We start from the raw sequence: 22,759 nt of genomic DNA, 5'->3' as shown, positions 1-22,759 counted from the left end.
TGCGGTTTTCGTGCGGCGCCGCTCGCCCATCCATCCCGGATGGTATGGATCGCAGCCCATACGCTCGCGCTTTGCTTGCCCTGACCGCCCGGCTGAAAGAAAATCAACAACCTACGTACGAATCCGGCGCCGGGCGCACTCCCTTCGATGATCGATCCGCAGCGCTATCCGCGCCTTTCGCGCATTTCCGTCCCGGCCGACCTGCGCCAGTTCCCTGAAGAGGAACTGCCCGCGATCGCCGACGAACTGCGCGCGTACCTGATTGAACAGGTCGCGCAGTCCGGCGGGCATTTCGGTGCTGGGCTCGGCGTGATCGAGCTCACCGTCGCGCTGCACTGGCTGTTCGAAACGCCGCGCGACCGCCTGGTATGGGACGTCGGCCACCAGACCTACCCGCACAAGATCCTCACCGGTCGTCGCGACGTCATCCATACCGTCAAGCAGGCCGGCGGCGTCGCGCCGTTTCCGAAGCGCGAGGAATCCGAGTACGACACGTTCGGCGTCGGCCACTCGTCCACCTCGATCTCCGCCGCGCTCGGCATGGCGATCGCGCTGCAGCGCATGGGCGACGACCGCAAGGTCGTGGCGGTGATCGGCGATGGCGCGATGACCGCGGGCATGGCGTTCGAAGCGCTGAACCACGGCGGCGGCATGGAACCCGAGCCGAACCTGCTCGTGGTCCTCAACGACAACCAGATGTCGATCAGCGAGAACGTCGGAGCGCTCACGCAGATGCTCGGTCGGCTCACCGGCAGCCGCACGCTCAACGCGATCCGCGAAGGCGGCAAGAAGCTGCTCGGCGACAAGAACAAGCCGGCCGCAAAGTTCGTGCGCCGCTGGGAAGAGCACTGGAAGGGCATGTTCGTGCCGTCCACGTTGTTCGAGGAGCTGGGCTTCCACTACACCGGCCCGATCGATGGCCACGACCTGCCCGCGTTGCTCGGCGCGATGAAGACGCTCAAGGGCCTCAAGGGTCCGCAGCTGCTGCACGTCATTACGACGAAGGGCAAGGGCTACGGGCTGGCCGAGGGCGACCAGATCGGCTACCACGCCGTATCGCCGTTCGACCCCGCGCGCGGGATGGTCAGCAAGGGCGGCGTCAAGAAGCCGACCTACACCGATGTCTTCGGCGACTGGTTGTGCGACATGGCGGCGAGCGATCCGCGGCTGTTCGGCATCACGCCCGCGATGCGCGAAGGCTCGGGGCTGGTCCGTTTCAGCAGGGAGTTCCCCGACCGCTATTTCGACGTCGCGATCGCTGAGCAGCACGCGGTGACGCTTGCGGCCGGCATGGCCTGCGAGGGCGCCAAGCCGGTGTGCGCGATCTACTCGACGTTCCTGCAGCGCGGCTACGACCAGCTCGTGCACGATGTCGCAATCCAGAACCTGGATGTGTTGTTCGCGATCGATCGCGGTGGCGTGGTCGGCCCCGATGGCGCCACGCATGCAGGCAACCTCGATCTGAGCTACCTGCGCTGCGTGCCGAACATGGTGGTCATGGCACCGGCCGACGAGAACGAATGCCGTCAGATGCTGAGCACCGGCCACCATTACGCGGGTCCGGCCGCGGTGCGTTATCCGCGCGGCACCGGCCCCGGTGTGCCCGTCCAGCCGACGCTGGACACGCTGCCGATCGGCCAGGCGCAACTGCGGCTGCGTGGCTCGCGCGTGGCGCTGCTCGCATTCGGTGCGATTGTCCCGGCCGCCGAGTCGGTCGGTGCCGAGCTCGGACTGACTGTCGTCAACATGCGTTTCGTGCGCCCGCTCGACCGCGCACTCGTGCTCGAACTTGCGCGCACGCACGATGCGTTCGTCACCCTCGAGGACAACGTGGTCGCCGGCGGCGCGGGCAGTGGCGCCGCCGAATTGCTCGCAGCCGAAGGCATCGTGATGCCGATTCTGCACCTGGGGCTGCCGGATGAATTCCAGCACCACGCCAGCCGCGAACAACTGCTCGCGGAAGCCGGGCTCGATGTCGACGGAATCCGAAACGCGGTGCTGACCCGCTGGCCGCACCTGGCAGAGCCTGCGCCCCACCGGGCCGCAGGCTGAAAAAGCCCTGCCGATGCGGCAGGGCCTTCAAACTTACTGCGGCGCTTCGACCGTATAGCCCTTCGCCTGCAACCGCGCGAGATAGCCGTCGGGCTTGAGCAGCTCGCGCATCGGCAGTGTCGAGAACGTCACTCGATTCTTCGCGAGCGCCTTCTCCGCTGCCGCCATCCATGCGTCGCGCACCTCGGCGTCGATGTCACGCGCCACGCGCTTGCGCATCACGCCGGCGCGCATCGCGGCCTGCATGCACGCCTCGTTCTGATCGCTGTACGGCAGCGCGCGCAGGGCCTCGATGTCGCCCACCGCCCATGCGTTCGCGCGATCGCGCATCGCGTCGATGTCGGTCTCCAGGCGGTCGAGCGTCTTGCCGAAGCAGTCGAGGTCGTCGAGCTTCGTGTTGCGGAACTCGTTGAGCATCTGCTTCGGATCTTCGATCGCGATCTTCACGCTCGGGCTCGTCACCGGAATCTTGTGCTGCTTGACCGCACGCTCGATCGTCGGCTGGACGACTCCGCTCTTGACGAGGCCGACGTCGTCCATTGCCTCGTCGAACAACTCCATCGCCGCGAACATCGGGCGCCACTTTTCGATGCCGCCGTCGCGCCCGACGTATTTCTGCTTGAGCGGCAGCCAGCGCGCATACATTTCCGCGGGCACCACGTCCTGCAGGGTCTCGCCGTCCGGGTTCTTGCGCGCGCCGAGCGCCTTCGGGGCGAGCATGAGCCCGCGGAACATGCCAATGTTCGTGCCGATTACGAGACTCGGCTGCCAGATCACTTCCTGCGCCTGCCGAAGCACGGCATCGACGTCGCGCGACACCCACTCGATCTTCTTGGGCAGTGGCGACAGCGTTCCGAGCACCCACAGCGTGTGATCGCCCTTGCGCACCTTCCACATGCCCGGGCCGGAAACCACGCCGGACACGACGACCGCATCCATGTCGCGGATCGGGCCGCCATCAGTTGCTGCGGCGACAGCGGGCGCCGCAGCAGTCGGGGGCGCATCGAGCACGGCAGAACTGGCGAAGGCCATGAACGGGGTCGCGAATCCGACCGCGAGCAGAGCAGGAACGACTGGGTGCATCCGATGTACTCCATGGGTTTGCCCGCACCACCTGCGGGATCTGGTAGCCGGCTGAAGCGGCCGGCTCATCCGACACGCATCGCACACGATTAGTTCAATGGCGTGTGGCTTCGACTCGCCAGCCGGGCTGTGCACGCGGGCTAGCACCGGGTGGGACGGCGGCGAGCGAGCGCTGCGTTGACGTGCCCCGGGGCGTCCGGCCCAGCATGGCCTCGGCCACCGGAGATCTATAGGGCGCGACGAACCGCAAGCAACCTGCACGGCCGCTTAACAGGGCATGCACAGCATGAACACGAGCCCACGGGTACGTTCCGGGCTGGATCACTGCTAGGAGCACTGAAATGGCGCAAATCGATATCGAACGCAAGAAAGAAGGATCACCCTGGAAGTGGCTGATCATCATCGCGCTCATCCTGCTGGCCATCTGGGCACTGTGGGAAATGTTCGACCGCGAAGAAGTCGAAGCCCCCGTGGCCCCGGCCGCAGTGGTGGCGCCAGCTGCCCCTGCAACCCAGCCGATCAACGCACCGATCGTCAGCGGCCAGCCGGTCGCGCTCGAGGCCTCGGTGCTCGAGGTCCCGACCGACCGTGTGTTCATCGTTTCCGAGGGGAGTCGCACGTTGGCCGTCGTCGTCAAGCAGACCCCGAACATGGAGCAGGCCGTCAACGTCAACCCGGGGCAGTTTGTCCGGTTTACCGGCACCTTCTACAACACCGCCGACCTCGCGCAAATCGAGGGTGAGCTGGCGCCGCAGGCTCGTGACATCGTGCAGCGCCAGGCGGGCGTCGTACTGGTGGAAGCGAGCCAGATCAACGTTGCCGAAGCCGCAGCGGCCGCCGGCACTCAGTAACGGCCCACCGACGCGCAACAAGGCAACGGGCTGGTCCGCAAGGGCCGGCCCGTTTCCGTTTGGGAGCGGCGCCTGCAGAGCAGCTTAGAGCGTCGAGACCGCTAAACGGCCGCGTGTCGCTACGGACGATCACCGAGCTACTAAAGCGAAATCCGACCCGACCTGCCGCTTGCACAAAGTGGAAACAGGGGACGGGCTACGTTCATGTTCCAAAATACTTCAGGAGGCGGGTCATGGCGGAAATCCATATCGAGAAAAAGCGCAACAACTCGCTCTGGATCGCGCTCGTCATCGTCGCGCTTATCCTGCTGGCGATCTGGGCGCTGTGGGAAGTGTTCGACGACGATGAAGTCGTGGCCCCGGTGCCGGTGGCAGAAATCGCTCCGGCGGCCGCGGTCGCTGCCCCCGCGACGCAGCCGATCAACGCTCCGGTCGTCAACGGCCAGCCGGTAAGCATCACCGCGCACGTGGTCGACGTCCCGACTGACCGCGTCTTCATTGTCAATGAGGGTGGGCGCAGGATGGCCGTGGTCGTGGAGCAGTCACCTCACATGGAGCAGGCCGTCAACGTCAGTGATGGCCAAGTGGTGCGCTTCAGCGGCACGTACTACAACACCGACGAGTTCGCCAAGATCGAGGGAGGGCTTGAGGCTCAGGCGCAGCAGATCGTGCGCGACCAGCCCGGCGTCGTGCTGGTGAAGGCAAGCGCGATCAACGTCGTTGAGGCAGCCCCGAACGCGCCAAACGCAGCGCCGATTGCCGCGCCTGCGATCGACTTCGTGCCGCCGCGGGTCGCGCCCGCACCGCTTGCACCCGAGCTGCGCGGCCCTTACGTGGGCACGTTCCGGAGTGACAGTATCCGCCTGGTCGTAAACAACGACGGCAGCTACGTAATCACCGAAAGCCCGGCCGGCGAGGGCCGCGGCGCCTGGTCGGTGCTGGCAGAAGAGAAAGTGTTGTTCCTTGACCCCGCTGACGGCTCACAGGATCGCTATTTCCGCATCGAGAATTCAGACACCCTCACCCCGCTCAACCCCAAGGGTGTCCAGCCGGCACAGATGACGGCGTTGCTGCGCCGTACGCCGGCCGGTACCTGACGTGCTGTGAGGCCGGGCCGGCGGGTCGACTGCCGGCAGCCGGCTTCGTCATTGCACTCCGCGGACCACCCGTGCATTCGCGAAGCCTGCTTTAGCGTTCCGACCGCCAGAAACGACGATCCCGCCACTTGGGCGGGATCGTTGCATCGATTTGGTCGGGACGGCCGGATTCGAACCGACGACCCTCTGCCCCCCAGGCAGATGCGCTACCAGGCTGCGCTACGCCCCGACACGTACCTCATTGCATCCATCCTGGATGCCCGCTTGCGAGAGCGGGCGGCAAGTATAGCCGTTCGTGGCTTCGGCGGCAGCCTACTTTCGAGTTATCCATGGACGTGGTGGCAGGTGGAGCGAAAGGTCATGGCGACACGACAGCCAGGTGCAGCGAAGGAGCGCTGCGACCCTAACGCCAGTTGCGACGCAACGGCAGGCGCGAAGGCTCAGCGACGCAGCAGCTGCAACACCTCTTCGAGTTCCATCCGCACCTGCTTGATGATCTGCGAGCTCAGCGCGGACTCATCCTTCTGCGCTTCGCCTTCAAGACGCAGACGCGCGCCGCCAATCGTGTAGCCCTGCTCGTACAGAAGCCCGCGGATCTGGCGAACCATCAGCACTTCGTGGCGCTGGTAGTACCGCCGGTTGCCACGACGCTTGACCGGATTGAGCGTCGGGAATTCGGTTTCCCAGTAGCGCAGCACGTGCGGTTTGACGTCGCACAGTTCGCTGACTTCGCCGATCGTGAAATACCGCTTCGCCGGAATCGGCGGAAGCTCGCGGTTACTGCCGGGATCAAGCATGGTCGCCTCCGCTGTACGCCTCGACGCGCTCCTTCAGCTTCTGGCCCGGCCGGAACGTCACCACGGTGCGCGCGGAGATCGGAATCTCCTCACCCGTCTTCGGGTTGCGTCCCGGGCGCTGGTTCTTGCGGCGCAGGTCGAAGTTGCCAAAGCCCGAAAGCTTGACCTGGCGGCCGCCCTCGAGCGCTTCACGCAGCGCATCGAAGAACGCGTCGACGAACTCCTTCGCCTCGCGCTTGTTGAGGCCAACGTCATCGAACAGACGTTCTGCCATCTCAGCCTTGGTCAACGCCATCGTTCCCCCTGTTGAAACGAGCCGAATGGGTTCCCTACATGAACCGCGAGCGTGCCGCAGACGATGTCATGAACGGATGACTGCACCGTGCTCGCGCTGCAGTGCGGCGATCGTCTCAGCAACTGCAGCGTCGACGTCGCGGTCGGTGAGCGTGCGCGTTTCATCCTGCAGAATCAAGCCCATAGCCAGACTCTTGAACCCGGTTTCGACCCCCTTGCCCTGGTAGCGGTCGAACAGCACCAGATCACGCAGCGACGGGCCCGCGGCCTGCTTCACGGCATCCGCGATTGCGCTCCACGGCGTGTCCTGCGGAACGACGAACGCGAGATCGCGGCGGACGGACGGGAACTTCGAAACCGCGCGGGCACGCGGAATCTCGCGTCGCACCAACGGCTCGAGGTCGAGCTCGAACGCGACGACTTCGTGGTCCAGACCTAGCGCCTGCTGCAGCCGCGGGTGCAGCTGACCGACCCAGCCCAACAGCACCTCGGCGTCGCCGTCGACACGCACGACATCGGCAGCGCGCCCCGGGTGCGCCCACGACGGCTGCGCGGCGCGAAACGCGAGCGTCGCGCCCGACAGCGCGGCCAGGCTCTCGAGATCGCCTTTGATGTCGTGGAAGCCCACCGGACGCGAAGCTGTGCCCCACTGCTCCGCGGCGACGTTGCCGGTTGCAACCGCGGCGATCCGCCGGGTTTCCCGCGGAGCCGGCGAAGACGCGTCCACTGTGCCCGACGTCTGGCTGCGGAACACATTGCCGAGCTCGAACAGCCGCACGCGCGCCTGCTGTCGCGCGGTGTTGCGCACCAGCGCCGATACCAGGCCCGGCAGCAGCATCGTGCGCATCACGCCGAGCTCGGTGCTGAGCGGATTGGCAAGCGGGACCGCCCCATCCATCGCCTGCCACTGCTCGAGCAGGCCGGCATCGACGAATGCGTAGTTGATCGTTTCGAGGTAATCACGCGTCACCAGCTGGCGCCGCGCGGTGGCGTCGTCGACACGGGACTCGCTCGGCGCAACCAGCCGCGCCGCGCCGGCCGGCAGCGTCGTCGGGATCGCGTCGTAACCGTGGATGCGCGCGATTTCCTCGATGAGGTCTTCCTCGATTGCGAGGTCGAACCTCCGGCTCGGCGGGATTACCTGCCAACCGTCGGCGGTCGCCTCGACCGTCAGCCCAAGCGCTCGCAGGATGCGCTCGACTTCGACGTCGGCGATCTCCAGCCCGAGCACCCGCGCCAGTCGCGTGCGGCGAAGCGTGATGGGCTGTGCAGCCGGAAGGTGTTCGAGCAGTGCAGCTTCGACGACCGGGCCCGGCACGCCGCCAGCCGCGTCGACGATCAGGCGGGTCGCGTATTCGATTGCCGTGCGCGGCAGCTCCGGGTCGACACCGCGCTCGAAACGATGGGCCGCGTCAGTGTGCAGGCCGAGCTTGCGGCCGCGGCCGATGATCGCCGCAGGCGCGAAGTGCGCGGACTCGAGGAATACACTGCGCGTCGCATCGGCCACGCGCGTGTCGAAACCGCCCATCACGCCTGCGAGCGCGACCACGTGGTCAGCGTCGGTAATGACGAGGAACTCGCCATCGAGCGTGGCGTTGCGGCAGTCGAGCAGCTTGACCTGCTCGCCGGCGCGAGCGCGCCGCACCCCCACCGGACCGCGCAGCGTGTCGCGGTCGAATGCGTGCATCGGCTGGCCGAGTTCGAGCATCACGAACTGGGTGATGTCCACGAGCAGCGAGACCGGCCGAACGCCGCTGCGCCGCAGGCGTTCGGCGATCCAGGCAGGCGTGGTCACCGTCGCGTCGACATTCTCGATGACCCGGCCGCAGTAACGCGGCGCGTCCGCACCGGCGTTGAGTTCGATATCAAGCGTTGCGTCCGACTGCGGTGCGACCGGTTCGATCGGTAACGGCGCGACCGCGCTGCCGGTGGCCGCTGCGACGTCGAATGCGATGCCGCGCACGCTGAAGCAGTCGGCGCGGTTCGGCGTGAGCTTGATCTCGATCGTGGCGTCCGGGAGCGCGAGGTATTCGGCGAGCTTCGCGCCCGCCGGCGCGTCGTCCGGCAGTTCGAGCAGGCCGGAAGCATCGGCATCGATGCCCAGCTCCTTGGCCGAGCACAGCATGCCGGCGGACTCGACGCCTCGCAGCTTCGCCGCCTTGATGGCAAGCCCGCCCGGCAGCACCGCGCCCACCGTCGCCAACGGCGCGCGCAGCCCGGCGCGCGCGTTGGGCGCGCCGCAGACGATCTGCACGAGATCCCCGTTGCCGACATCGACTTGGCACACCTGCAGGCGGTCCGCCTCGGGGTGCTTTTCGACGCTCACGATCCGGCCGACCACAACACCGCCGAGCGATTCGCCGAGCACGGTCACGTCCTCGACCTCGAGGCCGATCGCAGTCAGCGTCGCCGCCAGCTCTTCGCGGGTCGCGGCCGTGGGTACGTGCTGGCGCAGCCAGTTCTCTGAGAATTTCATGGGATCAACCGGAAGATGAAGTCAGGCCGAAGGCTTCGCCGGCGAGCAGGGCTACAGCGCCGCAGCACGTCGCCGATCGACAACGCTCAGGCGAACTGGCGCAGAAAGCGCACGTCGTTTTCGAAGAAGCTGCGCAAATCGTCGACGCCGTAGCGCAGCATCGTGAAGCGCTCGACGCCCAGACCGAAGGCATAGCCCGTGTACTTCTCCGGATCGATGCCGACGTTGCGCAGCACGTTCGGATGGACCATGCCGCAGCCGAGCACCTCAAGCCAGCGCGTGCTGCCGTCGGGCTGTTGCCAGGCGATGTCGACTTCGGCCGACGGCTCGGTAAACGGGAAATAGCTCGGCCGGAAACGCATTTCGAAGTCGCGCTCGAAGAATGCACGCACGAACTCGGCCAGCGTGCCCTTCAGGTCGGCGAAGCTGGCGTGCTCGTCGACGAGCAGCCCTTCGACCTGATGGAACATCGGCGTATGGGTCTGGTCGGAGTCGCTGCGGTAGACCTTGCCCGCCGCGATCATGCGCAGCGGCGGCTTGTGGCCCTGCATGTAGCGCACCTGCACGCCCGAGGTGTGGGTGCGCAACAGGCGGCCATCGCCAAAATAGAACGTGTCGTGCATCGCGCGCGCCGGATGGTGCGGCGGGAAGTTCAGCGCTTCGAAGTTGTGCCAGTCGTCCTCGATCTCGGGACCGTCGGCCAGCTCGAACCCGAGTCGCCCGAAGATGTCGGCGATGCGCTCGAGCGTGCGGCTGACCGGGTGCAGGCCGCCGCGCGTGCCGTTGATGCCAGGCAGCGTGACGTCGATGGTTTCAGCTGCAAGCCGTGCCTCGAGCACGAGCGCATCGAGCGCGGCCTTACGTTCGGCAAGCGCGTCGGTGAGCACGTCGCGGGCGCGATTGATCGCCTCACCTGCAGTCTTGCGCTGGTCAGCCGGCAACGCACCCAATTGCTTGAGCTGCGCGGTGACGCTGCCGGACTTGCCGAGCAGTGATACGCGAAGCGCCTCGATCGCATCGGGCGAGTCTGCCGCTGCGATGTCCGCCAGTGCCTGTCCGGTCAGCGATTCGATTTGACTCATGGTCTCTGGACTCCGCGAATCAGCCGGATTTCATCCCTGCGCGAGAGCGCCAGCGGCCGCATGAGGCGCGCTGCACCGGATGCGGTGTGCCTGCGCGAACGCGCCGTCGCATCACCGCATCACCGCATCGGCAGCAACAAAATCCGTATTCCAAAAACGAACATGGGGGAGGACTTGCGCCCTCCCCCATGCGTGAAGCTCGTCTGCCTATGCCCGGCAGGATCCGACCAAAAGCCGGACCCGCGGGAAGACCCACAACTTACGCGAGCGCGCCCTTCGCCTTCTCGGTCAGGGCGCTAAAGCCCTGCGCGTCGTGCACGGCGATGTCGGCCAGCACCTTGCGGTCGAGGGTGATACCGGCCTTCATCAGGCCGTTGATGAAGCGGCTGTAGCTCATGCCGTTCTGGCGGGCCGCCGCGTTGATACGCGCGATCCACAGCGAACGGAAATTGCGCTTCTTCTGCTTGCGGCCGATGTAGGCGTACTGCAGCGCCTTCGTCACCGCCTGCTTGGCGACGCGGAAGACTTTGCGGCGGGCGTGGTAGTAGCCCTTGGCCTGCTTCAGGATTTTCTTGTGGCGGCGACGCGCCTGTACACCACGTTTAACTCGTGCCATTGCTCAGTCTCCTCACAAATACGGAAGCATGCGGTCCAGACGGCCTGCGTCTTCCGGACGGACGTGGTTCGTCTGCCGGAGGTTGCGCTTCCGCTTGGTCGCCTTCTTGGTGAGGATGTGGCTCTTGTTGGCGTGGCCGCACTTGTACTTGCCGGAAGCGGTCTTCCGGAAGCGCTTGGCTGCAGCCCGATTGGTCTTGATCTTGGGCATTGCGATGTCCTTTCGGAGGTTTTGTCACTGGCCTGGGCGGTGGCTGCGCCACGCTTTCCGTCCTGCCGGGCCGGCTTTAAGTCGTTGATTCTTCAAAAGATCAAGGACAGGTCCTGAGTACCACGTACAGCAATCCCGGCGAACCGGGCCGCGCATTATGCAGGCTTGCAGAACCCCTTGCAAATCAGCCAGTTGACCTCGCGAGGCAAACCGCCTTTGCGATGACCTGAGATCCGCACGGTATCCGGCCGCGGCCAGACGCTACCCCATCTCGAGCCTCTGCAGCAAAAAGAAAAGCCCGCGGCCTGGGCTGCGGGCTTTCCCGACAAACTAATCGACGCAGGCCCCGCCGGAGCGGCGTCAGGTCTTCTTCTTCGGCGCGATCATCATGACCATCTGGCGGCCTTCGAGGCGCGGACGCGACTCGATGACGATGTCCTCGCCCAGGTCCTGCTCGATGCGCGAGGCCATTGCGCGGCCGAGCTCCTGATGGCTCATCTCGCGGCCGCGGAAGCGGATGTTGACCTTGACCTTGTCACCTTCCTCCAGGAAGCGGCGCATGTTGCGCAGCTTGATCTGGTAGTCGCCCTCATCGGTGACCGGCCGGAACTTGAGTTCCTTGATCTCGACCTGCTTGGTCTTCTTCTTGGCCTCGTTGGCCTTCTTCTGTTGCTCGAACCGGAACTTGCCGAAGTCCATGATCTTGCAGACCGGCGGATCGGCGTTCGGCTGGATTTCAACGAGATCCAGACCTTCGTCCTGCGCCTTGCCCAGCGCTTCGTCACGGGTCAGGACTCCGATCATCTCGCCGTCGCTGCCAATGACGCGCACGCGCGGGACGCGGATTTCGTTGTTCTTTCGATTCGGCTTTTCGGGCGTACTGATGTTGCAATCTCCAGTGTGGATCGTGCCGGCCGCGATAGTGCGGCCGGGCTATGGTCAGACTGCGGGGCGTGGGCCGCCCTCGTCCTGCAAACGCGAAGCAAATTCGGAAACGGACATCGTCCCCAAATCCTCCCCTCCTCGCGTCCGGACTGCAACCCTGCCGTTCTCACGCTCGCGATCGCCGACCACGAGCAGATACGGCACGCGCTGCAGCGTGTGCTCGCGGATCTTATAGCCGATTTTTTCGTTCCGCAAATCAGCGTCGACCCGGAAACCTTGATTTGAAAGGGTTTTCCGCACCTCGGCGACATAATCCGCCTGGGCGTCGGTGATGTTCATGACGACCGCCTGGACCGGCGCGAGCCAGGCCGGGAACTGGCCGGCGTGGTGCTCGATCAGGATGCCGATGAAGCGCTCCATCGAGCCGACGATGGCGCGGTGCAGCATGACCGGATGGCGGCGCTGACTGCTCTCGTCCACGTACTCGGCGCCGAGCCGGCCCGGCATCATGAAGTCGACCTGCATCGTGCCCAGCTGCCAGGTGCGGCCGATTGCGTCGCGCAGGTGGTATTCGATCTTCGGGCCGTAGAACGCGCCCTCGCCCGGCAGCTCTTCCCATTCCACGCCAGCGGCGCGCAGGGCCGAGCGCAGGGCGTCCTCGGCCTTGTCCCAGGTGGCGTCATCGCCGAGGCGGTTGTCCGGGCGCAGCGCGATCTTGATCTGGATGTCCGTGAAGCCGAAATCGGCGTACACCCCGAGCGCCTGCTGGTGGAACGCGCGGACCTCGGCTTCGATCTGGTCCTCGGTGCAGAACACGTGCCCGTCGTCCTGCGTGAAGCCGCGCACGCGAAGGATGCCGTGCAGCGCGCCCGACGGTTCATTGCGATGACACGCACCGAACTCGCCGTAGCGGATCGGCAGGTCGCGGTAGCTGTGCAGTCCCTGGTTGAACACCTGCACGTGACCCGGGCAGTTCATGGGCTTCAGTGCGTAGGTCCGCTTCTCGGACTCGGTGAAGAACATGTTGTCCTTGTAGTTGTCCCAGTGGCCGGATTTTTGCCACAGCGACACGTCGAGGATCTGCGGGCAGCGCACTTCCTGGTAGCCGGATTCGCGGTAGACCTTGCGCATGTACTGCTCGACGACCTGCCAGATCGACCAGCCCTTCGGATGCCAGAAGATCAGGCCGGGGCCCTCTTCCTGAAGGTGGAACAGGTCCTGTTGCTTGGCGATCTTGCGGTGGTCGCGCTTCTCGGCTTCCTCGATCCGCTGGATGTAGGACTTGAGCTGCTTCGCATCGGCCCAGGCGGTGCCGTAGATGCGCTGCAACTGCTCGTTCTTCGAGTCGCCGCGCCAGTAGGCGCCAGAGATGCGCGTGAGCTTGAACGCCTTGAGGAAGCGCGTGTTCGGCACGTGCGGACCGCGGCACATGTCGACGTATTCCTCGTGGTGGTACAGGCCCATGTGGGTTTCTTCGGGCATGTCCTCGACCAGGCGCAGCTTGTAGTCCTCGCCGCGGGACTTGAACGTCTCGATGACCTCATCGCGCGGCGTCATCTTCTTGATGACGCTGTACTCGGTGTCGATCAGCTCGGCCATGCGCTTTTCGATCGCGGCCAGGTCATCGGGCGTGAACGGGCGCTCGCTCCAGATGTCGTAGTAGAAGCCCTCGTCGATCACCGGGCCGATGACCATCTTCGCGTTCGGGTAGAGCTGCTTGACCGCGTGGCCGACGAGGTGCGCGCAGGAGTGGCGGATGATCTCGACGCCTTCGGGGTCCTTCGGCGTGATGATGCGCAGCTTCGCGTCATGGTCGATGACGTCGCAGGCGTCGACGAGCTTGCCGTCGACTTCGCCGGCCACGGTGGCCTTCGCAAGGCCGGCGCCGATCGAGGCGGCGACGTCCATGACGGTAACGGGGTTTTCGAACTCGCGGCGGCTGCCGTCGGGGAGCGTGATGGCGATCATGGGGATACCGGTGCAGCCCGGCGAAGCGGGCGTTTCATGGGGCGATCCGGCCGTGGCGGTCGGACACGAAGTCGGTTGATGCAGGCAGGCGGCACCGCAGCGGTGCGCAGGAAGGTCAGCGATGGGAGGCGGTAGTGCTCATGTCGCACGCTCGGCCGGCGCGTCGGCGCGGGCCACCTTCGGTCAAAGCCGCGGCCGCTGCCGCAGTGGACGCCAATAGTTGTGGAGCGCCCGGGGCAAGTCAACCGGCGGGCCGGCTACAGCGCAAGTTCGCCCTGCACCGGGATCGCGGCGGGCTCGCTACTGCGCGGACCGGGCACATGGACGCGATCTTCGGGCGGCTCGTGAGGCCGCCCGGCGGCGAGCCGGTCGGCCAGCCCGCCGCTGCGGTCGGCCGGCCTTGCGAGCGCAGCCTCGAGCGCGGCATCGCTGCTCCACAACTCGAGCGTCCGGCGCGCGCGCGACAGACCCGTGTAGAGCAGCTGGCGCGACAGGATGCGGCTTTCCGCGTCGGGGGGCAGCACCACGGCCACGTGCGCGTACTCCGAGCCCTGGCTCTTGTGGATCGTGATCGCGAACGCGGGCTCGTGCGGGGGCAACGCGCCCGGCGCGATACCTCGGACGCTGCGATCACCATTCGCGTCAACAGTTTCGAACCAGACCTGCAGCCGGCCCGCCGCGTCGGCCAGGCACAAGCCCACGTCGCCGTTGAACAGGCGCACCGCGTGGTCGTTGCGGGTCACGATGACGGCGCGGCCGGGGTACCACTCGGTTCCCTCCGCATGCCGCCACGCGCGCCGAAGGTGGCGCTCGACGATGCGATTGAGCGCGAGCGAACCGAACGTGTCTTCGCGTAACGCACACAGCAGTTGCTGGGCTGCCAGTACGTCGAGTGCGGCCAGACCGAGCGATCGCGCCGCAGCGTCATCGGCATCGTCCGGCAGTACCGGGCGCAGGCCTTCGAGGTTGGCGATTCGTTCGCTCCACGCGCGCACCTGCGTGGCCAGTTGTGCGGGGTCGTCGATGCGGCGTCGGAGCACCTGTGCGCCCGCGGCCGTGCACGAGGCAGCAAACCGCGCGCCGTCACCGGCCCGGACAGCTTCGTTGACCGCAACCAATGCCTGCTCGGCACGGAAGCTATGCCGCAGGCGCACGAGGTCGTAACCGGCCTCCCGTTCGAACACACCCACCAGGTCCATCAACACCGAGCCGGTCGCGACCGAGGTCAGCTGGTCGGCGTCGCCGACCAGGATCAGTGTTGCTTCCGGCCGCACGGCTTCGAGTAATGCGCGCAGCATCGACAGGTCGACCATCGACGCCTCGTCGACGACGATGACGTCCTCAGCCAAGGGATGCGCAGCGTTGCGGCGGAAACCGTTGCGCTGCGGGTCGAAGCCCAGCAGCCGGTGCAAGGTCAGCGCGTCACTGTCCTGGAGGCTCTCGATAACCGCGCGCCACTCCGCCGGCAACGGCGCACCTTCGCCATCGAGCAGGCGCTGGCGGCCGCGCCTCAGCGCTTCGACCAGTCGCTGCGCGGCCTTGCCGGTTGGCGCTGCGGCGGCCATCGCGAGCGGCGTCGCGCTGTGCTTTTGCAGCATCGCCAGCATGCGCAGCACGGTCGTCGTCTTGCCGCTGCCGGGGCCGCCGGTCAGGACGAACAGGCGCCGGCCGACCACGTTGCGCACGGCTAGGCGCTGCGGCTGCACCGCTTCGCTGCGGTCGCCCCCGAACAGCACGTCGAGATCGACTTCGTCGACCCACGCCGCCTCCACGTCCGAACGCCTGACCTGCAGTAGCGCGGCGACGCGGCATTCGTTCGCATGGTTGCGATGCAGGTAGAACCGGCCGGCATCGTCGAGCACGAACGGCACCCTTCGACCTTCGCCATGGTGGGCGACCATCGGCTCGGCTCGCAGTTGCTCCAGCTCGGGCGCCGTCAGCGGTGGCATACCATGCCGGCCCTCGGCCGTCAGCGGCAGCGCACTGTCGCCCTGCCCGTCGGCCAGGCTGGCCCATGCCGCAGTCCGGGCGAGCACTGCACTGCCCTGATGGGTGATGACCCAGCGGTAGACGGCGCGGTCGAGCGGGCGCCATGCGTCGCAGCCGAATTCGCCTGAGTCGCGCCGGAACGCGAACGAGGTCATGCCGGCTCCTTCGCGACGCCGAGCGTGCGGTCGACTGCGTCTATGAGCGCATCGTCGAACCGCTGCGTCCAGACGCCCGCGCCCGGTGCAAGCCCGGCGGCACGGACGAATACGTAGATCGCTTCGCCGAGGTGATCGCTTCGCCGGTAGCGCGGCAGTCGTTGCCGCAGGTAGCGATCGACCGCGACGGTGTAGAGCAGCGCCTGGAACCGGTAGTGATGGTCATCCATCGCAGCACGCAGCGCAGTGGGCGCATAAGCGGACAGGCGATCCCCGAGCCAGTTGCCCTTGTAGTCGAGGACGTGGAAGCGGCCCTCATGCTCGAAGACGAGGTCGATCTTGCCGGTCATCAGCCCGTTCAGACGCGACGCGGCAAGCATCGGCACGAGGTCCGGCTCGCCGTTGGCGGCGCATGCCTCTCGCAGAGCACGCACAGCGACATCGTCGATCGCGAAATGGAACTCCATCTCGGCACGCATCGAGCGCGCGGGCAGCACTCCGAGGCACAGTGTTGCGTCGCTGCTCAGCAAAGGCGCGTCCAGCGTTGCCTGTACCCGCGCAGCCAGCAGTGGAACGAGCTCATCGACCGTCAGTTCTCGTGAGCGCACACCGGCTTCGAGCAGGCTCGCGCGGATCAGGTCGAGCTGTGCGGTCATCGGCTCGCCGATGCGCCGGTGCTCGAACATGGCATGCAGCGCGTTGCCGAAGTCGGCGCCTCTGACCGCCGCGAGTGCTTCGAGCTCCGGATGCGCGACCTCGTCTGCGGACGCCTCGCCGCCATGGGCAGCGCGGGCAGGCTCTTCGATCGAAGCAGGCACCGGCACTTCGTCGGTGGCTGATGCTTCTTCGACCAGATCGATGCGGGCCGAGCGCGTGAGCGTCGAGAAGCTGTGCTTGGACAGCATCCGCGACGCAGCGGGCTCGCTCAGGACGCGCGGCCGCGGCGTGCGCGCCTCGACATCGGCGCGGTAGCGAACCATCGGCCACGACCAGCCTTCCGACCAGCCGATGTGGTGGGCGATGTCTGCCAGCCGCTCCCCGGAGGGCAGCTGGGCCTGCAGCCGCGCCAGCATCGCGTCGAGTGCGGAACGCTGCGGATCGGCCAGCGGCGAGCGGCTGTTTCCGTCAGGCCGATCAGTCGGAAGCGCATAGAGATGGCATGCGTACTGCGCGCGCGTCAGCGCCACGTACAGCACGCGAAAACGCTCGTCCTGGTCCTCCACGCGCGCCTGATCCATCGCCTCGTCGAATGCCTCGCTGCCGAGGTCGAGCACGCGCCCACCGTTGAGTGGATCGGGCACGACCGGCAGCTTCGGATCACGGCCCGCGTGGTCCCACATCAGCGGCAGGAACACGACCGGAAACTCAAGGCCCTTGCTCGCGTGCAGCGTCATCAGGCGCACGCGGCGCGCGTCGGATTCGATGCGCAGCTGCTGCTCCTCGGCTGCCTCGGTGCTTTCGATCTCGGCATCGCGTTGCGCCGCGAACCACGCCAGCAGCGCCTGCACACCGTCGATGCGGGTGCTGGCGTCCTGCAGCAGCTCGCCCAGATGGCGAAGGTCGGTCAGCGCGCGCTCGCCATCGGCGGTATCGACGAGGCGCGGCCCGCACTCGGCGATGACATCGCGGATCGCCGCGAGCACACCGCCCGAATGCCACCTCGCCCGCCAGCCCATGAAGCGCTGCGCGATCGGCTGCCACTGCAGCGGATCATCGCGCAGGGCGCGAAGTGAATCGTAGGTGGCGCCGCCGAGGCGTGTGGCCAGTGCGGCGCGCACCGCAGCGTCGTTCGCTGCGTGTTCGATGCCGTAGAGGAACAGCAACAGGTCGCGCGCGATCGGTGTTGCGAACACGCTGTCGCGGCTGGCGCCGACGCAGGGCACGCGACGCTCGAGCAGCAGCGCGCGCAGGCGCACGATGTCGTCATGGCGTGGCAGCAGCACCGCGATGTCACCGGGCCGCAGGCCGGCGTCGCCGATGACATGCCGGCGCGATTCAAGCATGCCGGCGATCTGGTTCGCACACGCGCGCAGCGCCAGCATGCGGCGTTCTTCGCGCGCGGATCCGCACTCGCGCTGCAGGTGGATCACCAGCGGTCGCAGGCACGGCTCGCCATCTTCAACCAGCGGCCTGAGGTCCGCGCGGCCGGCAGCGGCCACGGGCTCGACACGGATGCCGAGCCGCCCCTGCTGCCCGAGCACCGCGCCCGCGAGTGCATGCCATTCGTTGAGTGCGCCGACCAGCGCACGCGACGAACGATGGTTGACCTGCAGGTGGAGCAAGGTATCGGCGCCCGCGCGGGCCGCCAGGTACGCGTGGATGTCGCCACCGCGGAACCGGTAGATCGCCTGCTTGGGGTCGCCGATCATCACCAGTCGGCCGCGCGGCGCGCCTGCGTGGTCCCGGTAGATGCGGTCGACGATCGCGAACTGCTGCGTGTCGGTGTCCTGAAACTCGTCGACGAGCATCACCGGCCAGGCTTCGTGCAATCGCTCCGCGAACGCTGCAGCGCCGTCGCCGTGCAACGCCGCGTGCACACGCTGGATCTGCGCGTCGAACGTCATCAGGCCACGCTCGCGCAGGTGTTTCTCGCGCTTGGCATGCAGCCGGTCGCGGAAGCGCTGCAAGGCCTCGGCCTTCACCGGTGCCATCGCGTGCTTGAGCACCGTAAGGGCACGCTGGGCAAAAACGAGTTCGGAACTGTCGAGCGCGGCTTGCAGCTGCGCGGGTTTGAACTGCGTCTGCGGATCGGCACGCAGGTCCTTGTCCATCGTGGCGGGCCACGGTGCCGCCGGATCGCCGGCGTCGATGTAGTCCGCCAAACCCGACAGGCCACGCATGAGCACGCTGCGCGCGCTCTTGAAGCGCGAGCCGTCGCCGACGAAGTCACGCAATCGCGCTGCATGAGCGGCCTGCATCACCTCGTGCAGCACCGCTTCATCGAGTGCGCGGATCGCCACGCCCGGCGCCATCGCCTGTTCGAGTGCGCGGGCAAGTGCATCGCGACCGGCCTCGAGCCATGCCTGCGCACCGGGGTCCAGCGCTTCGGACGACTGCACAAGCTCACGCCAGAGGTCCTGGACGAGCTCGGCATGCAGCGTGCGTGAACAGGCCATTTCGTCGGGCAGGAACGCGCTGCCGCACTCGAACGGAAAGTCGGAGAGCACGCGCCGGCAGAAGCCGTGCAGCGTGCTGATCGGCGCAAGGTCGAGTTCGACCTGTGCGAGCCGCAGACGGTTGAGATCGGTCCGTACGCGGCCGACATCGATGCCCGCCGCGCACGACCAGCGCGCATGCAGCCAAGCTTCGTCAGTGCGCCCGTCGCCGCACGCCGGCAACGTGCCATCCAGCGCGCGGCAGGCGAGCTGCTCGGCCCAGGCAAGCCGCTGCCTGAGGCGCTCCTGCAGTTCCTGCGCGGCGGCCTCGGTAAACGTGGTGACCGCGATCCTGGCCGCGCCGAACGGCTGGTCGCCTTCGAGCAGCAGCCGCAGGTACAGCACCGAAATCGTCCAGGTCTTCCCGGTACCCGCACTGGCTTCGATCAGGCTGCGCCCACCGGCATGCAGCGGCAGCTCGCGCCAGTCGTCGACCAGCCGTGGCTCCATCGGCAGCGGCGGGGCTTCCAGGCGCGTCATGCCACTTCCACCTCGTCGAGCTCGAGCGACAGATGGATCAGCCGGTAAAGCTGGCGCGCGGTGCGCTCCAGCAGTTCGTGGTCGGGCGTATCGACCCGGAACTCACGCTCGCCTGCGAGCAGCCGCGCATAGCCGGGCCCGTAGTCGCGCTCGCCGACGTGGTTCCAGCCGCCTGACCAGGCGTCGTTCGCCCGCGCCGGGTTGGTGGCGGCGGCCCAGCTCGTCTTCGGGAAGTACCAAACCGGCGAGGCCTGGGCCTGCAACCAGAATTCCAGCAGCCGGCCGAGCCGTTCGCGCAGCGACGCCAGCAGGCGGTCACATGCCGCCCGGTCGCCTGCTCGCGCGCACGCGATGAAGTCCGCATCCCAATCGTTGATCGACCGCTGCCACGGGATGTCCTCCGCGGCGGTCAATGCGCAAAGGCGCGCCTGCTGCCGGCCGTCCCCGTCGCTGAGCCGCAGCAGTGCCCACTCGACGAACAGGCCGATGCGAGCGCGGAAATCGAGCGCATCCTCGCGCCGTCCCGGGAACAGGTCGAACACCCAGCCACCCTGCGTGGCCTGGTAGCAGCGCGACAGTTCGCCCCGGATGCGGAACGGCCCGGCGTCGAGATCGACTGCCACCGGCGCATGCGCAGGCGCACCGGCAAGGAACAACGGGTGCTCGCGGCACTGGTCGAGCAGGACCTGCACCTTTTCCCGCTCGCTGCGCCATGCGGCGTCGCCGACGCGTCCCGGAGGCAGCAGGCCGGTCAACCGCAGCCAGGCGGGAGGCGACTCGGGCAGCACGCCGTCGCTGCGCGCCAGCACTTCGAGAAACAATCGCCGGGCCACCCCATCGAATGCCTCGAACCGCGCCTCGAGCGGTTCGCAATCGCCGAGCCGGCCGTCATCGAGCGCATCCAGCCGCAGCCTGAGACCGTTCGCGAGCAGATGCCGCGCCGGATCGCGGTAGTACGACAGCACCTCGTGCAGCGCGATCGGGCCGTCCGGGACCGGGGCAGGGGTTGGCGTGTTCGATGGCGTGTAAAACGGCTCCGGCGCGGTGCCCGGCACGGGGCGCACGATCATCCGCGCGAAGTCACGGCGGAACGAGAACAGCGCGGGGTCGACACCGTTGAAATAGCGCGCATCGAACGGCTGCAGCGGATGACGGACCAGCCACGGCCGGCGCCACGGGCCCGAGGGGTCGTCGGCCTCCTTCTCGTCGGGCGCGAAGCCGGCCGCGCGTTCGAGCGCCGCCATCAATTCGCCCAGTGGTGCGGCCGGGTTACGCGGTTTGCCGTCGCGCACGCCCTCGCCGATATAGCTCAGGTGCAGCGCATCACGCGCGGACATCAGCGTCTCGAGAAACAGGTAGCGGTCGTCGCTGCGCAGGTCGCGATCGCCGAGGCGGCGATGCCGCGCCATCGGGTCGAGACCACCTTCGCCCCCGCCGCGCGGAAACTCGCCCTCGTTGAGGCCGATCACCGCGATGACGCGGAACGGGATTGACCGCTGCGGCACCATGCCGCACACGGTTACGCCGCCCATCAGGAACTGCTGGCGCTCGGGCGCGCTGTCGAGGCGCTCGAGCAGCAGCTCGCGCACGACGCTGAAAGGCAGCTCGGGATCCAGCCCGCTCTGCGCGGGCTCGCTTGCCAGGCCGCGCACGAAGCCCAGCAGCAGCGACTTGGCGTCCTGCGCCATGCGGTCGTCGGGATCGATCCGGAACAGCGATTCCAGCCGACTCTCGAGCCGCTGCGACCAGGCCGAGGCACGCATCGTGCGCTCCCGATCGGCATGGATCTCCGCAAGTTCGACCAGCAGGCTGTCGAGCGCGCCGAGCGCCGCGGCCTGCGGTCCGTGGATGCCATCGACGGGCGCGAGCTCGCTGCCGTCGGGCAGGTCGATGCCGTCGGCGCCGTCGCCATCTCCGACCAGGTAACCGGCCAGCATGCGGTCGACACCCCACGCGAACGTGTGCTCGGCGATGCGCGGCAGGCCCAGCTCGTGGCGGAACGCCGGGTCCAGCGCCCAGGCGACGCGCGCGTTGCGCAGCCACTGCTCGACCACCTCGAGGTCGTCCGCCCCCAGCCCGAAGCGACGCGCGATCTCGGGCACCGCCAGCAGATCAATGACCTCGGGCGCCGACATGCGCGACTGCGGCAGGTCGAGCAGTCGCCGGAATGCCTGGAACAGCGGATGCGAGAACGCGACCGACACGTCGGCGAGGTGGTACGGCAGCGGGCCGTCCCCGTGGCCGGGCGCTCCGAACACCGCAGGCAGCAGCGGCATATAGGCGCGGATGTCGGGCGCCATCACGATGATGTCGGCCGGGCGCAGCCCCGGCAGGTCGCGCAGGTGCTTCAGCAGTGCATCGCGCAGCACCTCCAGCTCGCGCAGCCGCGTGTGGCAGGCGTGCATGCGCAGCGACGCGTCCTCGCGCGGGTCGCCCGCCTCGCCCGCTGCCAGCAGCTCCGGATCGAGCCGGCGGATACTGTCCTGCACCCGATGCAGACGGCTGTCGATTGGCGCCGGCTCGCCGTCCACCTCGTGGGTCGCGCCCGTTTCGTCCTGCCAGTGCCGCACGTCGTGCACGATGTCGGACTCGCTGTCTTCCAGCGAGAGCATGAAGTGCTGCCCCATGCGGCCCCATTGCGCGAGCAGCGGATGCTCCTGCTCCAGGAACAGCGCCTCGGTGTCGGGGGCGAATGCGTCCACGCGTACGCGCTCGCGCAGCAGGTGGCGGTCGCTCGCGAGGCCCGCCCAGCGTTCGCGACAGGGGTCAGGAACGTACAGCACCAGCGTGCGCAGGCGCGAGACGGCCCTCAGCAGTGCAAGCTCGGCAGGTGCGAGATGGCTGATACCGAACACATGCAGCGGCTCGCCGGAACGCACCATCTCCGGCCGCTGGGCGACCGCATCGACGAGTCGCTCAAGCACTTCGCCACGGTGCGGCATGCCGATCTGCCGGCGCAGGCGTCGCCATAGCGCTTCGATGAACCCCGCGCGCAGCGTCGGGTCGCGCGCCGGCACGGCGCCGCGTGCCCAGGCGTCCAGCCAGTCGGGCCGGTAGACCAGGTAGCGCGAGTACAACAGGGCCAGACGATCCGCGAGCTGGAACTTGCGGCGCGCAGCGTCGTCCCCGCGTACGTAGTTGCCCACCTCGTCCGAGCCGAGGCCGTCCAACAGCTCATGGATGCGCCAGCGAAGGTGCTCGCGTCGGTACGGCTGGAGTGCGACGGCACGCTCGCCGAGGACCTGCGCCGCCAGCGTGTCCAGCCACGTACTGGGCAGCACGATGTCGAGGTTCGCAACAATGCCGCCCAGCCCGCGGCGGCGCGCCAACGCGCCGACCAGCCAGTGCTTCATGCCCGGATGGGCCGCGATGACGGTCTGCGGTGCGAGCGGATGCTCGGGCCGTTGGGTTTCAAGCAGGTGCGCGAGCGGATCGAGCAGCGCCTCCAGGCGGCTCGCCCGATACACCACCAGCCCTGGACTCGACTCTTCCAACACACCCTTCCCGATCACGGCGACCTGAGACCGCGCCGACGGCTTCGATGCTAGCGGAACGTCCCCGGTGCAACG

Annotated in this window: 15 protein-coding genes and 1 tRNA gene; 3 read left to right on the top strand and 13 right to left on the bottom strand. The window is 67.4% G+C overall.

All coding sequences use genetic code 11. The features are described from left to right. The first annotated feature begins 147 nt into the window (after positions 1-147). Complete coding sequence (gene dxs, locus ACFFGH_RS13835; RefSeq protein WP_386669196.1) at positions 148-2,052, top strand: 1-deoxy-D-xylulose-5-phosphate synthase; 1,905 nt, start codon at positions 148-150, stop codon at positions 2,050-2,052. 33 nt (positions 2,053-2,085) lie between these two features. On the opposite strand, the gene ACFFGH_RS13830 is transcribed toward dxs, so the two are convergent. Continuing rightward, positions 2,086-3,135 (bottom strand): TraB/GumN family protein, encoded by a 1,050-nt coding sequence (locus tag ACFFGH_RS13830; protein WP_386669195.1) that lies wholly within the window; start codon positions 3,133-3,135, stop codon positions 2,086-2,088. 341 nt (positions 3,136-3,476) lie between these two features. Here ACFFGH_RS13830 and ACFFGH_RS13825 point away from each other — a divergent pair, with 341 nt between their 5' ends. Together ACFFGH_RS13825 and ACFFGH_RS13820 are read left to right on the top strand one after the other, a co-directional pair. Next, the gene (locus tag ACFFGH_RS13825) at positions 3,477-3,986 is read left to right on the top strand and encodes a hypothetical protein (protein ID WP_386669193.1); all 510 of its coding nucleotides are present in this window, start codon (positions 3,477-3,479) and stop codon (positions 3,984-3,986) included. Between the two features lie 233 nt (positions 3,987-4,219). After that, the gene (locus ACFFGH_RS13820) at positions 4,220-5,083 is read left to right on the top strand and encodes a hypothetical protein (RefSeq protein ID WP_386669192.1); all 864 of its coding nucleotides are present in this window, start codon (positions 4,220-4,222) and stop codon (positions 5,081-5,083) included. 152 nt (positions 5,084-5,235) lie between these two features. Here the strand turns inward: ACFFGH_RS13820 and ACFFGH_RS13815 are convergent. The 12 genes from ACFFGH_RS13815 to recC form a co-directional block, all read right to left on the bottom strand. After that, positions 5,236-5,312: transfer RNA gene (locus ACFFGH_RS13815), tRNA-Pro, on the bottom strand. A gap of 211 nt (positions 5,313-5,523) precedes the next feature. Continuing rightward, entirely contained in the window at positions 5,524-5,880 is a 357-nt protein-coding gene (locus ACFFGH_RS13810; protein WP_386669190.1) for a MerR family transcriptional regulator, read from the bottom strand. Then, positions 5,873-6,175, bottom strand: a complete 303-nt coding sequence (locus ACFFGH_RS13805) for an integration host factor subunit alpha (RefSeq protein ID WP_386669188.1) — start codon at positions 6,173-6,175, stop codon at positions 5,873-5,875. The genes ACFFGH_RS13810 and ACFFGH_RS13805 overlap by 8 nt, the downstream gene beginning before the upstream one ends. Before the next feature lie 66 nt (positions 6,176-6,241). Beyond that, positions 6,242-8,650 (bottom strand): phenylalanine--tRNA ligase subunit beta, encoded by a 2,409-nt coding sequence (pheT, locus tag ACFFGH_RS13800; protein ID WP_386669186.1) that lies wholly within the window; start codon positions 8,648-8,650, stop codon positions 6,242-6,244. Between the two features lie 86 nt (positions 8,651-8,736). Continuing rightward, positions 8,737-9,732 carry a phenylalanine--tRNA ligase subunit alpha gene (gene pheS, locus ACFFGH_RS13795; protein ID WP_386669184.1) on the bottom strand — a complete coding sequence of 332 codons (996 nt, stop codon included), beginning with the start codon at positions 9,730-9,732 and terminating at the stop codon, positions 8,737-8,739. Positions 9,733-9,991: 259 nt separating this feature from the next. Continuing rightward, on the bottom strand, positions 9,992-10,348 hold the full coding sequence (rplT, locus tag ACFFGH_RS13790) for a 50S ribosomal protein L20 (RefSeq protein ID WP_386669182.1): 357 nt from the start codon (positions 10,346-10,348) through the stop codon (positions 9,992-9,994). 12 nt (positions 10,349-10,360) lie between these two features. After that, positions 10,361-10,558, bottom strand: a complete 198-nt coding sequence (gene rpmI / locus ACFFGH_RS13785; RefSeq protein ID WP_072756407.1) for a 50S ribosomal protein L35 — start codon at positions 10,556-10,558, stop codon at positions 10,361-10,363. 360 nt (positions 10,559-10,918) lie between these two features. Further along, entirely contained in the window at positions 10,919-11,443 is a 525-nt protein-coding gene (gene infC / locus ACFFGH_RS13780; RefSeq protein WP_386670208.1) for a translation initiation factor IF-3, read from the bottom strand. 54 nt (positions 11,444-11,497) lie between these two features. Continuing rightward, a complete protein-coding gene (gene thrS / locus ACFFGH_RS13775; protein ID WP_386669179.1) occupies positions 11,498-13,411 on the bottom strand; it encodes a threonine--tRNA ligase in 1,914 nt (637 codons plus the stop codon). A gap of 257 nt (positions 13,412-13,668) precedes the next feature. Further along, positions 13,669-15,555: an exodeoxyribonuclease V subunit alpha gene (gene recD, locus ACFFGH_RS13770; protein WP_386669178.1), complete on the bottom strand. Its 1,887-nt coding sequence runs from the start codon at positions 15,553-15,555 to the stop codon at positions 13,669-13,671. Next, a complete protein-coding gene (locus tag ACFFGH_RS13765) occupies positions 15,552-19,190 on the bottom strand; it encodes a UvrD-helicase domain-containing protein (RefSeq protein WP_386669176.1) in 3,639 nt (1,212 codons plus the stop codon). The genes recD and ACFFGH_RS13765 overlap by 4 nt, the downstream gene beginning before the upstream one ends. Then, complete coding sequence (gene recC / locus ACFFGH_RS13760; protein WP_386669175.1) at positions 19,187-22,684, bottom strand: exodeoxyribonuclease V subunit gamma; 3,498 nt, start codon at positions 22,682-22,684, stop codon at positions 19,187-19,189. The genes ACFFGH_RS13765 and recC overlap by 4 nt, the downstream gene beginning before the upstream one ends. Positions 22,685-22,759: the final 75 nt, after the last annotated feature.

Source organism: Lysobacter korlensis (assembly GCF_042434515.1).
This window is presented reverse-complemented; position numbering and strand designations above follow the sequence as displayed.

Excerpts from the sequence above, each read along its gene's own strand:
- dxs (WP_386669196.1), top strand. The coding sequence starts at position 148 with ATGATCGATCCGCAGCGCTATCCGCGCCTTTCGCGCATTTCCGTCCCG.
- ACFFGH_RS13830 (WP_386669195.1), bottom strand. The coding sequence starts at position 3,135 with ATGCACCCAGTCGTTCCTGCTCTGCTCGCGGTCGGATTCGCGACCCCG.
- ACFFGH_RS13825 (WP_386669193.1), top strand. The coding sequence starts at position 3,477 with ATGGCGCAAATCGATATCGAACGCAAGAAAGAAGGATCACCCTGGAAG.
- ACFFGH_RS13820 (WP_386669192.1), top strand. The coding sequence starts at position 4,220 with ATGGCGGAAATCCATATCGAGAAAAAGCGCAACAACTCGCTCTGGATC.
- ACFFGH_RS13810 (WP_386669190.1), bottom strand. The coding sequence starts at position 5,880 with ATGCTTGATCCCGGCAGTAACCGCGAGCTTCCGCCGATTCCGGCGAAG.
- ACFFGH_RS13805 (WP_386669188.1), bottom strand. The coding sequence starts at position 6,175 with ATGGCGTTGACCAAGGCTGAGATGGCAGAACGTCTGTTCGATGACGTT.
- pheT (WP_386669186.1), bottom strand. The coding sequence starts at position 8,650 with ATGAAATTCTCAGAGAACTGGCTGCGCCAGCACGTACCCACGGCCGCG.
- pheS (WP_386669184.1), bottom strand. The coding sequence starts at position 9,732 with ATGAGTCAAATCGAATCGCTGACCGGACAGGCACTGGCGGACATCGCA.
- rplT (WP_386669182.1), bottom strand. The coding sequence starts at position 10,348 with ATGGCACGAGTTAAACGTGGTGTACAGGCGCGTCGCCGCCACAAGAAA.
- rpmI (WP_072756407.1), bottom strand. The coding sequence starts at position 10,558 with ATGCCCAAGATCAAGACCAATCGGGCTGCAGCCAAGCGCTTCCGGAAG.
- thrS (WP_386669179.1), bottom strand. The coding sequence starts at position 13,411 with ATGATCGCCATCACGCTCCCCGACGGCAGCCGCCGCGAGTTCGAAAAC.
- recD (WP_386669178.1), bottom strand. The coding sequence starts at position 15,555 with ATGACCTCGTTCGCGTTCCGGCGCGACTCAGGCGAATTCGGCTGCGAC.
- ACFFGH_RS13765 (WP_386669176.1), bottom strand. The coding sequence starts at position 19,190 with ATGACGCGCCTGGAAGCCCCGCCGCTGCCGATGGAGCCACGGCTGGTC.